General features: G+C 59.4%; 12 protein-coding genes. 10 read left to right on the plus strand and 2 right to left on the minus strand.

The window, feature by feature from the left end; genetic code table 11:
- Positions 1 to 66: 66 nt before the first annotated feature.
- The 7 genes from Enr13x_RS28245 (at position 67) to Enr13x_RS28275 (ending at position 9,329) form a co-directional block, all read left to right on the plus strand.
- A complete protein-coding gene (locus Enr13x_RS28245; protein ID WP_145390213.1) occupies positions 67 to 1,065 on the plus strand; it encodes a glycosyltransferase family 2 protein in 999 nt (332 codons plus the stop codon).
- Positions 1,062 to 2,630 carry a hypothetical protein gene (locus Enr13x_RS28250; protein ID WP_231743828.1) on the plus strand — a complete coding sequence of 523 codons (1,569 nt, stop codon included), beginning with the start codon at positions 1,062 to 1,064 and terminating at the stop codon, positions 2,628 to 2,630. Before Enr13x_RS28245 ends, Enr13x_RS28250 begins: the two co-directional genes overlap by 4 nt.
- Before the next feature lie 117 nt (positions 2,631 to 2,747).
- The gene (locus tag Enr13x_RS28255; protein ID WP_145390214.1) at positions 2,748 to 6,086 is read left to right on the plus strand and encodes an AsmA-like C-terminal region-containing protein; all 3,339 of its coding nucleotides are present in this window, start codon (positions 2,748 to 2,750) and stop codon (positions 6,084 to 6,086) included.
- Positions 6,087 to 6,170: 84 nt separating this feature from the next.
- Positions 6,171 to 6,659 carry a hypothetical protein gene (locus Enr13x_RS28260; RefSeq protein WP_145390215.1) on the plus strand — a complete coding sequence of 163 codons (489 nt, stop codon included), beginning with the start codon at positions 6,171 to 6,173 and terminating at the stop codon, positions 6,657 to 6,659.
- A gap of 822 nt (positions 6,660 to 7,481) precedes the next feature.
- A complete protein-coding gene (locus Enr13x_RS28265) occupies positions 7,482 to 7,967 on the plus strand; it encodes a hypothetical protein (RefSeq protein WP_145390216.1) in 486 nt (161 codons plus the stop codon).
- Between the two features lie 41 nt (positions 7,968 to 8,008).
- Positions 8,009 to 8,374 carry a DUF2200 domain-containing protein gene (locus Enr13x_RS28270; protein ID WP_145390217.1) on the plus strand — a complete coding sequence of 122 codons (366 nt, stop codon included), beginning with the start codon at positions 8,009 to 8,011 and terminating at the stop codon, positions 8,372 to 8,374.
- Between the two features lie 97 nt (positions 8,375 to 8,471).
- Entirely contained in the window at positions 8,472 to 9,329 is an 858-nt protein-coding gene (locus Enr13x_RS28275; protein WP_231743829.1) for a DUF4349 domain-containing protein, read from the plus strand.
- Between the two features lie 216 nt (positions 9,330 to 9,545).
- Here Enr13x_RS28275 and Enr13x_RS28280 read toward each other — a convergent pair whose 3' ends face one another.
- The gene (locus Enr13x_RS28280; protein ID WP_145390218.1) at positions 9,546 to 9,785 is read right to left on the minus strand and encodes a hypothetical protein; all 240 of its coding nucleotides are present in this window, start codon (positions 9,783 to 9,785) and stop codon (positions 9,546 to 9,548) included.
- Between the two features lie 381 nt (positions 9,786 to 10,166).
- Here Enr13x_RS28280 and Enr13x_RS28285 point away from each other — a divergent pair, with 381 nt between their 5' ends.
- Positions 10,167 to 10,583 carry an OsmC family protein gene (locus Enr13x_RS28285; RefSeq protein ID WP_145390219.1) on the plus strand — a complete coding sequence of 139 codons (417 nt, stop codon included), beginning with the start codon at positions 10,167 to 10,169 and terminating at the stop codon, positions 10,581 to 10,583.
- A 148-nt stretch (positions 10,584 to 10,731) separates the two neighbouring features.
- On the opposite strand, the gene purM is transcribed toward Enr13x_RS28285, so the two are convergent.
- Positions 10,732 to 11,790, minus strand: a complete 1,059-nt coding sequence (purM, locus tag Enr13x_RS28290; RefSeq protein WP_145390220.1) for a phosphoribosylformylglycinamidine cyclo-ligase — start codon at positions 11,788 to 11,790, stop codon at positions 10,732 to 10,734.
- A gap of 495 nt (positions 11,791 to 12,285) precedes the next feature.
- Between purM and glgX the strand changes: the two genes are divergently transcribed.
- Together glgX and dcd are read left to right on the plus strand one after the other, a co-directional pair.
- Complete coding sequence (gene glgX / locus Enr13x_RS28295) at positions 12,286 to 14,388, plus strand: glycogen debranching protein GlgX (RefSeq protein WP_145390221.1); 2,103 nt, start codon at positions 12,286 to 12,288, stop codon at positions 14,386 to 14,388.
- A gap of 106 nt (positions 14,389 to 14,494) precedes the next feature.
- The gene (dcd, locus tag Enr13x_RS28300) at positions 14,495 to 15,070 is read left to right on the plus strand and encodes a dCTP deaminase (protein WP_145390222.1); all 576 of its coding nucleotides are present in this window, start codon (positions 14,495 to 14,497) and stop codon (positions 15,068 to 15,070) included.

Genomic DNA, 15,070 nt, shown 5'->3' on the forward strand with positions numbered 1-15,070 from the left:
CCGCATTTCTGCTAGGATGCCCCGTCCCCCTTTTCGACAGGTCAATCGCTTGATGAGACTGCTTTGATGAATGGTTTTCCGGGATCCGCGACGTTCGTGATCCCCACAATGGACGAACAAGACACCGTGGACACGTTGGTCGAAAAGATCGGCGAGGCCTGCGGCGGCATCGATTTGCCCCACGACGTGCTGTTTATCGACGACGGTTCCACCGATCAAACGTGGTCCCGGATCGAAACGCTTGCAGCCCAGCACGATCACGTCCGCGGTATCCGGTTCCGACGAAACTTTGGCAAAGCGGCGGCGCTCTCGGCCGGATTTGCCCAGGCCACCGGCGACGTCGTGTTCACGATGGACGCCGATCTGCAAGACGATCCGGTAGAGATCCCCGCGTTCATCGACAAACTGAACGAGGGCTTTGACGTCGTCAGCGGCTGGAAACAGAAACGCAAAGACGCGCTCGACAAAACATTGCCCAGCAAGGTCTTCAATTGGCTGGTCAGCCGGATGACCGGCGTGCACTTGCACGACCACAATTGCGGGTTCAAAGCGTACCGCGGGCCGGTGACCAAAGACGTCACGCTGTACGGCGAGCGACACCGCTTCGTTCCCGTCCTGGCAGCCGCCCGGGGCTGGCGCGTCGCCGAAATCCCCGTCGTTCATCACGCCCGCCAGTTCGGCCAATCCAAGTACGGCGTCTCGCGATTGGCCAAAGGATTCCTGGACCTGCTGTCCATCTTTTTCTTGACCACGTTCGGCAAGCGGCCCTTCCATTTCGTCGGAGCGATCGGCTTGCTGTTCTTTTTGACCGGCGGTTTCGGGCTGGTTTATCTATCCGCGATGTGGGTGATCTCGCGACAATTGGAATCGATGACCGACGTCGATCTGCACGCCTCGGCGCTGTTTTACTACTGCATCACCGCGTTGCTGTTGGGAGCCCAGATGTTCCTGGCCGGGCTGTTGGCCGAGCTGATCGTTTCGCTTTCCGAGCAATCCAAGTACCCGTACAGCATCCTGCAAGACACCGACGCGTCAGCGGCATCAACCGGCGGAGGTCAACGATGAAGGACGCCAGCGAAAAAGGAATTCCGATCGCCGGCGTCTACACGTTGTTGATCGTGATCGCGCTGTCGGTCGTCTCCGGCCGCATCGCCACCGTCATCAGCCGAGAAGGCGACACGCCGTTCTTGAGCGCCAACGATCGATCCCGCTGGTGTACGATTGCCGCGTTGGTCGAAAACGGAACCTATCAAATCGATCCGTTCTTGGAGCGTCGTGGGATCAAACAGAATCGCCGTCCCTGGGCGACGATCGATCTGGTTCGGCATCGCGGCCGCGACGGGCAACTGCACTACTACAGCAGCAAGCCGCCGCTGCTGCCGACGATTTACGCCGGGGTGTATTGGTGTGTGTCGCGGACGATGGGGATGTGGCTGAGCGACCATCCGATCTATGTCGGCCGCGTCATCCTGTGGCTGGTCAACGTCCCGACGCTGTTGGTGTTTTTGCTCTGCACGATTCTGGCCCTCGACCGCGTCACGCATTCCGTTTGGGCCAAATGTTTCCTCGCCGCCTCGGTCTGCTTCGGCACGATGCTGCTGCCGTTTTCGGTGGCGCTGAACAATCACTTGCCGGCGGCCGCGTCGGCTGCGGTGGTGCTGTTCATCTTCGTCCGATCGCTCCAGGTGCCGACCGGCCACCGATGGTGGTTGCTGGCGGGGCTGGCGGGCGGATTCACCGCCGCCAATGAGTTGCCGGCGCTGTCGATGACCGTTTTCTGGGGCGGGCTGTTGTTGCTGGTCCAGCGGCGGGCACTCCCGGCCTACTCCGCCGGCGTGCTGGTGGTCGCGGCCGCATTTTTTGCGACCAATTGGATCGCCCACCAAAGTCTGCGGCCGCCCTACACGCACCGCGGTGACGGCGCGCTGATCACCACACTCGACCAAGCCGAACCGACCGACGATCAATTGCGTTCGGCACTCGTGGCGGAGGATTTGGCGTCCGAACAATCCCAGATCGAAACCGGCCCGTCACGCGATCCCCGGCGGACCCGCGTGGTCGTCGATGGGAAACAACAATTCGGTCTGATTCGCAACGCCGACGGAGTTTCGCAGTTGCGGCATTGGGACGACTGGTACGACTATCCGTCCAGCTACTGGGTCGATGGGAAACGCCGAGGCGTCGACGTCGGCGAACCGTCTCGTCTGGTCTATTTCGCCAACATGACGGTGGGGCACTATGGGATTTTCTCGCTGACCCCGATCTGGTTGCTGATGCCGATCGGGTTTCTGGGATTGCTGTCATCACGCTCCACCGAGCTGCGTCTGTTGCTCGCCGTGATCGCACTGGCGACCGTCGTCTGTGCCGTATTTTATCTGCTTCGGCCGGAGATCGACCGCAATTACGGCGGGGTCAGCGTGTGTTTTCGTTGGATGCTGTGGTTTGCTCCGCTGTGGTTGTTCGCGATCGCCGGGCCTGCGGAGTGGCTCAGTGATCGCCCGTGGGGGCGATGGCTGGCGTACGTTTTGCTAGCAGCCAGCGTGACGTCGATGTCGATCTCGCTGGACGGTCCCTGGCAGTCTCCCTGGCTTTACCGTTTTTGGCAGTATTTGGGCTGGCTCGCCCCGTAAAACAGGGACTACTATCGGAGCGTCTGGCGGATTGCCAATCCGCCAGACGCCCAACAGGACGACGGACCGGCGATCCGTCCCCATGCTGGCTCGCATTCCACAGGAGCTAGAGACTCTTTGAGCGGCAAGGAAGCCGAATCGAACGACATCACATCGTCGGGAAAGTCCTCTCGATGGATGGTCGTTGCGCTGTTGATTGCGGCGATCGTTTTCATCTTTCGCTTCATCGCCCCGCAGACCGTGGGGGAGCAGGTTCGACGTCATGTCGAACAGACGTTTCGCGACCACTACCCGGATCTGGAAATCTCGATCGGTCGGGGCCGTTTCGAACCGAACATCGGATTGATCCTGGATGACATCCGGATTTTGCAGCCGCAGAAGTCCGAGTCGGCTGCGACGCGGCGAGTGCGCAGCTTGAGTGATCGTCTGGGCATCTCCGCGGACGCGTCACGCGAGTTGGTGCAGATTGGTCAGATCGTTGTGGTGGCGAGCGCCGACGTTTCAAAACTGTTGGAAAACGAAAACCCGCTGGTCACGCGTCGGATTGTGATCAGTGGCGTCCGCGCCCACGCTTGGCTGGATGAACAGGGCAAACTGTCGCTGGAATCGCTGTGGCCGCTGCCGACGTTTGGCAAAGTCGCCTGTCCCAGGATGGAGGTCCGCAACGCGAAACTGGTGTTGGCCAACGAGTCGCCGGATTCGCGTCCGATCGAAATTGATGTCGCTCAAGCGGTGATCTTAAAGGATTTCGCATGCGCGACGGATCCTGCCGGAGCCGCCGGTTCATGCTCATCGACCATCACCGCCAATGGCACCGCCGCGTTTGCCGAGCATTTTGCGTTGCAGATCACCAGCGACGACAAACAAACCGATCTGCGCGGCGAGGTTCGCGGTGGCAAGCTGACCGGTGAGCTGATCGATCGCTTGCCGGCACAAGTGCAAGAAAAACTGAAACCGCTTCGTGGACTGGAATTGGTGGCCGACACGACGGCGATTGCGCGGATTCAGCCCGGCCATCCGATCAACTTCGCGACCCGCAGTCGCATTCACGACGGCCGGTTTCGGCACCCCAAGTCATCGATGCCGGTGAAAGACATTCGTGGCGTGCTGAGTTGTCGTCCCAGCGGTGTGCAACTGGAATCCTGCCAGGCGTTCTGGGGCGACGCGCGGATCAAGCTGGACGGCTACACCGTCGGTTATTCCAACCCCATCGAAGCCCATCTCGATGTCTCGGCCTACAACCTGTTGCTGGACCAGCGGTTCGCCGCCGTGATCCCCCAGCGGTTGGAAGCCGGCTGGAAAAAATTCGAGCCGCGTGGATTGATCGACGTCACCCACGCACACTTTGACGTGGTCGGTGACCAGATCGAAACGACTGCCGAAATCACGTGCAAGGGCGTCGACCTGAACTATGAGAAATTCCCCTACCCGGTTCAGCAGATCACCGGAGAATTGTTGATCAAGGACCAGCGTGTCCAAACCAAACTGGCCGGTGGGCGGATCGGTGGCCAACTGATGCAGTGTGTGTTTGATCTGCCCCTGCGCCCTGATTCGCAGCAGCAACGTGTGTTTTCCGTGGCGATGGCCGGACCGATTGCGATTGATGGAGAACTATTGAACGCGCTGTCGCCGCGCGGAGGCGAGGTCACGCCGCTGGAGCGATTCATTCGTTCGCTGAACCCACTCGGAGCGATTCATCTGGTCCGTGGCACGATGCGGACCGATGCCGATGGAGTCAAGCATCAGGACATGGAGCTGAAAGTCAGTGATGCGACGCTCCGGTTCAATGCGTTTCCGTATCCGCTGTACAACGTCACCGGCGACATTCGCGTCGTCGACGATCACGTGACACTCACTGGATTTCAAGGATCCAATGCCAACGGCGGCGTGATTCGGTGCGAAGGCGACTACCGGGTTCCTCCCCGCCGCGACGAACCCGGAAACGAGGCATCCGGCACGTCGTTCTCGGGGCCATCGCTGGTCTTGGATTTCGATGCCACCCGCATTTCGCTCGACGAAGCCCTTCGCAGTTCGCTTCCGCCGGCTTCGCAACAGACCTGGGACAACCTCGCACCCAGTGGAGTGCTCGATTCGCTGAGAATCAAATTGGTTCGCGATGTCCCCGATAGCCCGTTGAAGCTGAACGTCGCCGCGCACCAATTTGATTCCAAACGCATCGGCTCGGACACGCTGCGTTTGCAACCGATCGCCTTGCCGTACCGGTTGGACATCGTCGAAGCCGCGGTTCGGTATGAAGGCGGCCGCGTCATGATCGACTCGATTCGGGCCGAGCACGGCAGGTCCGCCGTCTCCGCCGACGGTGGCTGCTGGCAAATCAACGACGGACGCTGGCTGCTAAGTGTCGATGTGCATAACGGCAGCCGATTGATCCCCGACGCCGAATTGATCAACGCATTGCCCCAACAGATGCGAGGTGCCATGCGTGGATTGAACCTCCGCGGACCGGTCGGCCTGAGCGGATTGACCGAAACGCTGCTCTCTGATGACAGCCATCCCGATCCGATCTTTGGCTGGGATCTGCAATTTCAACTGGAAGGGAATCGGATCGGCGACGTCGGTCCGGTACACGGGCTGCGCGGAGAGTTGTTGGTCAAGGGGCACAAGGACGCGCGCGAGATCGCCGCCGAGGGCGAAGTCCGGATCGATTCGCTGCACATTAATGATCTGCAAATCACGCAGCTGCGCGGCCCGTTTCAAATCCGCGACGATCGTCTTCGCCTGGGGGGCATGGGTCGCAACGGCGAGTTCCAACAACCGATCGAAGGCCGTTTATTCGACGGCACGATTCGTATGGATGGCAACGTGACCTTGTCCGACGCCAATTTTGATGTGCGGCTGGCGCTGATCCAGGCCAAGCTTCCGGTGTTGTTGGCCGAATTGGGGCAGGGCATGAGCGATTTGACCGGTTCGCTCGTCGGCAGCATGAATCTGGAAGGCGTGCTCGGGACCACCGACCTGCTGCGTGGCCAAGGCCATGCCGTCATCACCGATGCCAACCTCTATCAGGTGCCGGTGTTGATGCAATTGTTGAACGTCCTGTCGATCACGCCGACCGAAGACGTCGCGTTCACCAACGCCGACATCAACTACCGGCTGAGCGAGAACGAGATCTTTTTTGATGACCTGAAACTGTGGGGCAGCCTGATCGCATTGCACGGAAACGGCATGCTCGATCGCCGCCGCGAACTCGACCTGACCTTCAACACCCGCGTCTCCCCCCGCAACACGTTCACGCGTATCCTGCGTCCGCTGATGGACCAGCGTTACACGTTGTGGACGGTCGACGTGACGGGACCGCTGGATGACCCCAACATCGAACGCCGGGCGCTCGACGGCGTTGGGCAAACCATCGAACGACTGTTCCAGGGCATGAACACCGACCCCGACGCGAAACGCAAAGACCGTTCGGCCGGCATCGGACGGATGCTGCAATAATAGGAAACCGGGCGCTCGTTCGCCCTCCTTTCCTCCGCGTGCGCGGATCCATCGCAATTCGTTCCCCTACTGAATTGATCTCTCGTGACGAATCCCTATGCTCCGTCGACTGTCGAAGAAGCTCGTCCGTCGGAATGGACCGTAACGCATCTCAACACAGTCGCGGGGAGTTGGCTGATTGTCTTTGGACTTTTGCATTTCTTCGCGATCAATCTTCTTTCACAATCCTACTCCGTAGCAACTGCCCAATGGACGCCGCTGTTGTTGACCGGACTTGGCGTGTTGGTCGCGATGCAATTCCGCATCGCCATCGCCCTCACACGACTCATCAGTTCGTTCACGATCGTGGGGCTTGTTTTTGCGGGCATTCTGCTGGTGGCCGGCTTCGGAAATGGCGGGGAATTGACGTACGGCAACACCACGGTCACTGACCCAACACCCTGGCAACTCTTGCTCTTGTTGGCAACGATCGCTGCGACCATGATTCCGCCCTGGGCCCTGCTTCAACGCGCCGCGGGGATGAACCATCGACAGCAGCGAAGGGCGCGACTTGAGCAGCTGTTTGACGACTGAAGACCTACCGCGGCCGGAACGGTAAAAAACAGTCCAATCGACCCCGAAGGACGTCGAATGGATGACTGCGATGTCCGATGGTTCTGTTCGGTCTGATGGCGAAGCCAGCTGTAGCGGAGACTGGATCTGCGGAGGAGCAACCCGCCTAGGAATCACCTGGTCTGCGATGCGGCGAAGGTGCTTCGTGCCCTCCACCGGCCCGCGTCGCCGGAGGGGCGTTTGAACCGAGCGTTTGTCGTCCAACACCCATTCGGACATCGCAGCAATGCCTCAAAAAACCTGGGTCCTGAGTGATTAGCCACTAAAATCCACGAAGAACCCTCTCTGGGAGAGACGGCGTTTGCGCTGCAAGCAAACACCAGAGAGGGCCGGCGCTGCGCAGGCCTTGGCGTCTTGCGCTACGATCAAATCCGTCACTGATACAATTGACGTCCCCGGGGATCGCAGCGTCTCAATGCTGTGACCCCATCCGGGGTCAATCGGCAATCGAGTTTGGGATTCCGGTGGTGCGTCAAGGCGACCACCGTCTCGTTGCTGCAACCCCTCTCGGCGTAAAACCTGCTCCGCAAGCGGAGCGAGGGCGACTTCGCAGTCGCCTGCTGGGCCCCCGCGATGTCCGGGGATCGGCGAAAGGGACCATCCAGCTTAGGACGATCGGTTTTTATCATTCGCATGGGCCCCGAACGTTGGAATCGACCGACGGGATCCGCTCTAATCTGTTCCTGTCGCTGGCGCGCCTCGTGCTGAGATGGCGCCGGCAGACACCCCAACTCCATACCTCCGCAAAAGCGGATCGATCACAATCGATTCGCTGTCGTTGATGTGAGCATCCACGAACCATTTTCCACCACCTCTGAGTTAGAACCCCGCGAGTTCCACGTCGTCCGATGGCGGTTCTTCATCAACAACTGTTGGCTTGCTTCCACCGCCGGCATCTCGATCTACATCGGAACGCTGCTGCTTGGGTACCCATACGGCTGGATCGCATTGCTCTACGTGTTGAAGTATGCACTCTGGTCATTGAAGGACATGACCAATTTGCGAGTGATTCTCACGTCGCAGGGGATTGAAGGTCCCGGATTCATGTTTATTTCAACCGCTCGATTTCTGGCATGGAGCGATATTGATGCGAGTCGAACCGGGATCCGTGGCGGTCGCTTTTTCATTGAGGGAAACGACGGCACATCGATTACATCACGACTGTTTTGGTACGACACCGAGGCACAGAAGGCGATCACGGCATTTGTCTCCAGCATCAACCCGGCGACCTACCTGAACTTGGCCGATGTGCTGCGAGGCACGGAGTAAATACGTCAGCGTCCACCACTACGATGAAATAGTTGAACATCATGAACCGCACCAACAACACCGATGAACGCATCGCCAACATGACGTTTGCGTCCGTGTACCCGCACTATGTCACGAAGGTTGAGAAGAAAGGCCGGACCAAGGAAGAGCTGCATCAGGTGATCAAATGGTTGACGGGTTTCAACGAAAAGACGCTGCAGAAACACATCGGCGGCGAATCGACGTTCCAGCAATTCTTTCAGGCCGCCAAGGTCAACGAGAACGCGCACCTGATCACGGGCGTCATCTGCGGTCATCGGGTCGAGGAGATTGAGAATCCGTTGACCCAGCGGGTCCGATACTTGGACAAGCTGGTCGACGAGTTGGCGAAGGGGCGAAAGATGGAAAAAATATTGCGGACGCGGTGAAATTCCAGGACATTTCCCATTTGCGGAAATCCGAATCGATTCCCCGCTCGTCTGATCGGTAGTGCTAGCCCGTACGGCCCCCTCCGAGGACGAAAACGTGATCAAACGAGCCAACTGGAAAACCATCCTTGCAGCCCTCGCCGTCTGCTTGCCGCTGTTGGGATGTGGTCAGCAGGCTGATCGCGCGGATTTCGACAGCGTGCTTGAGCATGCCGAAGCGCCCGCGGCGGGTGAAACCATCCCCGTCGCGCTGGTTGCCGGGGGCGAAGCGGTCGAGCGATCGGTGTCCAACCGCAAGATCATCTACACCGCCGATGTCGAATTGGTCGTCGACGATTTCGCCGTTTTCGAGCGACAAATCTCCGGCGTGATTGGCAGCCACGGCGGCTATGCCTCCGAACGCAGCAGTGACCGCCGGCACGGCGACCACCGCGGCGGAACCTGGGTGATTCGCGTTCCGGTGGCGAATTACGACGCCTTCCTCTCCGGTTTGGACTCGCTCGGTTTTGCACGCTCCCGCAGCGAGACGTCCGACGATGTCACCGAGGCCTATGTCGATTTAGAAGCACGCATCAGCAACAAACAGAAACTGGAAGAACGCATCCTGGCGATGCTGGAAGAACGCCCCGGCAAGCTGACCGATTTGATGGAAATCGAACGAGAACTTTCGCGCGTCCGTGAAGAGATCGAACGCATGGAAGGCCGGATGCGTGTGTTGAAGGACCAAACGTCGCTGGCCACGGTGACCCTGCGGGTGGTCGAAGAAGCGACCTACCAGCCGCCGGCGGCACCGACGTTGACCGACCGAATCGCGGCCGTCTGGGGCGGTTCGACCCGATCCATCGTCCAGATCGCGACCGGATTGGTCCTCTTCGCCGTCGCCGTGATCCCTTGGGCCGTCATCCTGGTACCGATCGCGTTTCTGGCGTACCGGTTTCGCTTGAAAACAGCTTGATAGACCGGACGGCTCGCGGGCTGTCGGTTTAGTGAGTGAGCCGCGACGCGTAAGCGGCCGGGCATCCAGGCGCCCGCCCGAGGCCTTACGGCCAGCGGCTCACCATTGACTCGACCAATCCCACTAAATCGATAGACCGCTCGCGCCGTTCCGCTCATAAAAAACAGGAGCGGATAGCGGAAGACGTTCACGAAAGCGGCTGACGCCGATCCGGTCTCAAGCGATTTCGACGCAATTGCAGACCTGGCCGAGCACGCCGGCTTGGCGGATCGCCGGCACCAGGGCTTGCTTGAGTGCCACCGACGGCAGGTGACCGCGAAGCACGATGCGGGAACCCTCCATCGAAATTTTGAGGTCTGCGAGATGGTTGCAGAGCTCGTGGTGGGCACACAGAACCGTGTCGATTCGCTGAATCAGGTTGGTGACTCGCGAATCAGAAAATTGTGTAGTAGCCATCGGGCTATCTCCCAAGCGGCAGAAGGGTTTTTCAGCTAAGGGAACAAGCGAACTTCGGCCGCAGAAGTGACAAACAAAAATGCAAATTTTGCTGGGACGCAGAAATATCAGGCGGCAACACCTACGTCGACCCGAATCGGAGTCAAGTTTTCGGATTCAGTAAAAACGCGTAATGTTGTTCCATCTACCGCAATCGTCTCTTAACGCTAATCAGACGCTCGAAAAAACGTTTTGTTTTCTGAAAATTTTCCAAAATCTCATACCTTTCACAGCGGTTGAACGCTCTCCCCGGATCCACCCCGACGATCTGTTCGGCTATCAATGGGGATGCCGTCTCAGGCGGCGTCACGAATTACTGTAGCGCGACGAGGAGTAGCAAACATGGCTGTTGAGATTCACGGGGTGTACACCGGCCAGCTCGGATGCACCGCCACGCACGGCCCGAGCGGCAAAACACTGACCACGGACGCACCGCTGGACAACGGCGGCAAGGGGGAATCGTTCTCCCCGACAGACCTGGTCGCCACCGCACTGGGAAGCTGTGTTCTGACCATCTTGGGACTCGTCGCCGAGCGCCACGAATTGGATCTAACCGGGACAGAGGTCTCGGTGACCAAAGAGATGATCCAACAACCGGTGCGTCGCATCGGGGGGCTGCGGACCGTCGTGACACTCCCGGCCGGCTCGGTCACCGACGCCGCGATGCGAACCCGACTGGAGACGGCTGCGCGGAAGTGCCCGGTTCACCAAAGCATTCATCCCGACATCGAGGCACCGATCGAATTCGTGTACGGCTAGTGCTTTGTCAGCTTTCAATTTTCGAGCCCGCGTTTGTCGAGCGGAAAAGGGGTCAGGTACCAAAAACCAAATGGCCCGCAGGGTGCTTCGCATTTTTGGTACCTGACCCCTTTTCCGCGGTACCCTAAGAATAAAAGTTGACGAAGCACTAGACGTAGCGCACCTTGCCGGTTCCGAAGGTGATCCGTCCGATCGGCGTGGCCTGAATCCCCAGCTCGGTCAGCTGGGATTGGATACTGGCGGCGTAGAAATCGCTGACGATGATGGCCATGCCGATGCCCATGTTGAACACGCGTCGCATTTCGGCGTCGGCCACGTTGCCGGTTTGCTGCAGAAAGCGGAACACCGCCGACGGTTCCCAGGACTGGGGATCGATCTCGGCATCGACGCCGGGGGGCAGGATGCGATCGAGATTCTCTTCGATCCCGCCGCCGGTGATGTGGGCCAGGCCGTGGATGACTTGTTTGACGCGGTAGTGATTTTGGATCGCGCGAACGGCCGCGACGTAAATCTGAGTCGGCGTCAGGCATTCCTCGGCGATGGTCTTGCCGCCCAGGGCGTCGGGGGTGGAATCCCAGGTCAGGCCGGCATCGGCGATGATTTTTCGGACCAGCGAAAAACCATTGCTGTGCAGCCCGCTGGATGCGATCCCCAGCACGACGTCGCCTTCGCCGATCTGTTTGCCGTCGATCAATCGTTTTCGTTCGACGACACCGACGGCAAAGCCGGCCAGGTCATAGTCGTCATCCCCGTACATGTCCGGCATGATCGCGGTTTCGCCGCCCAGCAAGGCCATGTCGCCGGCGACGCAGCCGTCGCTGATCCCTTGAACGATCCGTTCCAACCGCGCCGGATCGTCTTTGCCCATCGCGACATAATCGAGAAAAAACAGCGGTTCGGCGCCGGTGCAGAGCAGATCATTGACACACATCGCCACCAAATCGATCCCGACGGTGTGGTGGATGCCGGTGGTTTGGGCGATTTTCAGCTTGGTCCCGACGCCGTCGGTGCCGCTGACCAGAACGGGTTGTTCGTAATTGCGGGCGAACAGTTTGCCGGCGAAATCGAGCTGAAACAGCCCGGCAAACCCACCATCGCTGGCCAGCACGCGCGGCGAGAAAGTGCGGTGCATCAGTTTGGGCAAACGCCGCATCGATTCGGCGTAAACGTCGAGGTCAACGCCGGCGTCCTTATAAGTCGCAGCCATGGAGGGGGGGTCAGCAGTCAAGATTGAAGTGAAAGTCTGGTCAGCAAAAGCCAGTTTGACATCCCCGCCCCGGCTCTGGTAGCCGTCTGGCAATCAGAACGCCATTATCGGCGGTGTAGTGCGCTGCGATGATCCGCCCACTCCTGCGGGCGTCCGCCGGCCGTCATTGAGGCCGCCAAATACGCCGAAAAACGGTAAACTGTGCCGGTTGACCAAAAGATGTCGGGTCCAAAACCCGGCTGATAGTCCCGACCGTCACCGTTTCACCAACTGTTTCCTGAGGTTTCTTCGGCAATCCATCGCTAGGCGTCATCGCGTGATCGGCTGCCTGCCTGTTTTCCAATCTCCGGCCCGAGGGTTTCTGATCTCGGGCCCGCAGGTGGTAGGGTTTCTGGCAAGCATTGTGCAAGCACGTGATGCAGGCGTATTGGAGATGGCACATGGTGTGCCACCCCACAGACGCGTTTAGAAAGGATTGCAGGAGACACTCACAACATGCTTATGCGACAACCGACCGGAAACCTTCAGTTCACCTACCAACCGCCGTTCGGTGCAACGTTGCAGGAGAACGGCGTCCAGTTTTCGGTGTTCAGCCGCTCGGCAACCGCAATGCGTTTGCTGTTGTACAACAAGGTCACCGACCAGGAACCGGCCGACATCATCGAGTTTGATCGCGAGACCGACCGCTGGGGCGACGTTTGGAGCCTGAACCTCAAAGGGCTGGAAGCGGGCCAACTGTATCATTACCAAGCCAGCGGACCGTGGGATCCGGCCAAGGGGCAACGATTCGACTCGGCCGCCCGCCTGATCGATCCCTATGCCCAGGCGCTCGCGGGAACCTTCGGACGCAGCACCGACGGCGTCGTTCGCCCACCCAAGTGTGTCGTCGTCAAAGACGACTTCGATTGGGAAGGCGACCGGCACTTGCGGCGTGAATTGAGCGAATCGGTGATCTACGAAATGCACGTTCGCGGATTCACTAAAAGCCGCACCGCGAAAATCAAGTGCCCCGGCACTTACCTCGGTGTGATCGAAAAGATCCCTTATCTGCAATCGCTGGGCGTGACCGCCGTCGAATTGATGCCGGTCAACGAATTCCCGATCCTGGACATCTACGGCAACCCGCCGCAACGCCCCAATTACTGGGGTTATGACCCGATGGCGTTCTTTTCGCCGCACCGCGGATACGCCCACGACAAACGGCCCGGCGCCCAAGTCAACGAATTCAAACAGATGGTCAAGGCACTGCACGCGGCCGGGATCGAAGTGATCTTGGACGTCGTGTTCAATCACACCTGTGAAGGCAACGAGCAGGGCCCCACGTTGTCGTTCAAGGGACTGGAAAACCAAGTCTATTACATCCTCAGCGAAGGCGAGCACTACACCAACTACAGCGGCTGCGGCAACACGCTCAACGGCAACCACCCGGTCGTCCGCGAGATGATTTTCCACTGCCTGCGGCATTGGGTGCACAACTATCACGTCGACGGTTTCCGTTTCGACTTGGCCAGCATTCTGTCGCGCGACCGGGGCGGAAACCTGGTCCCCAACCCGCCGATGGTGGAGCTGATCGCCGAAGACCCATTGTTGGCCGACACCAAGATCATTGCCGAAGCCTGGGACGCGGCCGGCGCCTACCAAGTCGGCTCGTTCGGCAATCACCGCTGGGCGGAATGGAACGGCCGCTACCGCGACGACGTACGCGGATTTTGGCGTGGCGATGGCGGAACCTTGGGCGCGTTGGCGACCCGCTTGGCCGGCAGCAGCGACTTGTACGAGCATGCCGGACGCCCGCCGTTTTGCAGCATCAACTTCGTCACCAGCCACGACGGTTTCACGCTCAATGACCTGGTCAGTTACAAAGAGAAACACAACGCGGCCAACGGCGAAGACAATCGCGACGGTGACAATCACAACATCAGCGACAACTACGGGGTCGAAGGCCCGACGCGTCGCAAAGGGGTCAACACCATCCGGGGGCGACAAGTCCGCAACATGCTCGCCACGCTGTTGTTGTCTCAAGGCGTTCCGATGATCGTCAGTGGTGACGAAGTCCGACGCACCGCCCGCGGCAACAACAACGCCTATTGCCAAGACAACGATCTGAGTTGGTTCGATTGGCGGTTGGTCGAGAAAAACAAGGACGTGTTGCGATTCGTCCAAACGCTGATTCAGTTTCGACGCCAGCAACCGACCGTGCGACGAATCCACTTTTTGACCGGCCAGCCCGTCGACGGCCGCCTGATCCGTGACGTTTCGTGGTACGCCGATGACGGCAGCCCGTTGGACTGGGGACAACACCACCTGAGCATGGTGGCGTACATTGCCGCCCCGAGCCGCGCGGAAGATCCCGCCGGGCTCGGCCGCGATTTGGTGATGTTGTTCAACAGCACCGGGGACGACCGCACCCAGCAAATGCCGGCGATCGGGCGTGGCATGAAATGGAACCTGTTCCTGGACACCGCCGCGGATTCCCCCAACGACATCTATCCCAATTTGAATGGGCCGATGCCGCCCAGCAATCGGGCCGTCGAAATGCCCTGCCATTCGCTCAAGGTATTCGTCAGCGGAAAAGTCTCCGCCAAGCGACGAAAATAGTGGCCTCTCGCTCGACGTCACTGAGGTTTTGTTACACTCTGGATAGCCCGATCTCGGCATCGTTTGCCGGCTCGGGTTTTTCCATTTGGATCGATTCGGAACGGCGATGCTTCTATCGAGCGACGAGATTCACCGGCGGCTGAAAAATGACCAGATCAAAATCGAACCGTTTGATGCCGACCGGTTGAATCCGAACGGATACAACCTGGCGCTGCACGACGAACTGTTGGTTTACGAGGAAATCGTGCTCGACGTCGCCACCCCCAACCGTTATCGACGGTTGGAAATCCCCGCCGAAGGGCTGACGCTGCAGCCCAACGTGCTGTACCTCGGGCGAACCGTCGAATACACCGAAACCCGCGGTCTGGTGCCGCTGATCCAGGGCCGCAGTTCACTCGGCCGGCTGGGTTTGTTCATCAACCCCGGCGGGTCGATCGGCGATGTCGGTTATTGTGGCACCTGGACCTTGGAAATGTATTGCGTCCAACCGGTCAGGATCGTTCCGGGCATGCAGATCTGCCAAATCTACTATCAAGAACTCAGCGGCGACGGTGCCGCGTATTGCAGCGACAAGTACCAGCACAGCCGCGACATTCAGCCCAGTTTGATGTACCGTGAGTTCGGCGGAGCCGTCGACGAAACTCAGTTGGAACTCAACTTCGGTGACTCCCCCGGCCGTTGA

It is taken from the genome of Stieleria neptunia (assembly GCF_007754155.1).
Classification (GTDB): domain Bacteria; phylum Planctomycetota; class Planctomycetia; order Pirellulales; family Pirellulaceae; genus Stieleria; species Stieleria neptunia.

Excerpts from the sequence above, each read along its gene's own strand:
- Enr13x_RS28245 (WP_145390213.1), top strand. The coding sequence starts at position 67 with ATGAATGGTTTTCCGGGATCCGCGACGTTCGTGATCCCCACAATGGAC.
- glgX (WP_145390221.1), top strand. The coding sequence starts at position 12,286 with ATGCTTATGCGACAACCGACCGGAAACCTTCAGTTCACCTACCAACCG.
- purM (WP_145390220.1), bottom strand. The coding sequence starts at position 11,790 with ATGGCTGCGACTTATAAGGACGCCGGCGTTGACCTCGACGTTTACGCC.
- Enr13x_RS28270 (WP_145390217.1), top strand. The coding sequence starts at position 8,009 with ATGAACCGCACCAACAACACCGATGAACGCATCGCCAACATGACGTTT.
- Enr13x_RS28285 (WP_145390219.1), top strand. The coding sequence starts at position 10,167 with ATGGCTGTTGAGATTCACGGGGTGTACACCGGCCAGCTCGGATGCACC.
- dcd (WP_145390222.1), top strand. The coding sequence starts at position 14,495 with ATGCTTCTATCGAGCGACGAGATTCACCGGCGGCTGAAAAATGACCAG.
- Enr13x_RS28280 (WP_145390218.1), bottom strand. The coding sequence starts at position 9,785 with ATGGCTACTACACAATTTTCTGATTCGCGAGTCACCAACCTGATTCAG.
- Enr13x_RS28250 (WP_231743828.1), top strand. The coding sequence starts at position 1,062 with ATGAAGGACGCCAGCGAAAAAGGAATTCCGATCGCCGGCGTCTACACG.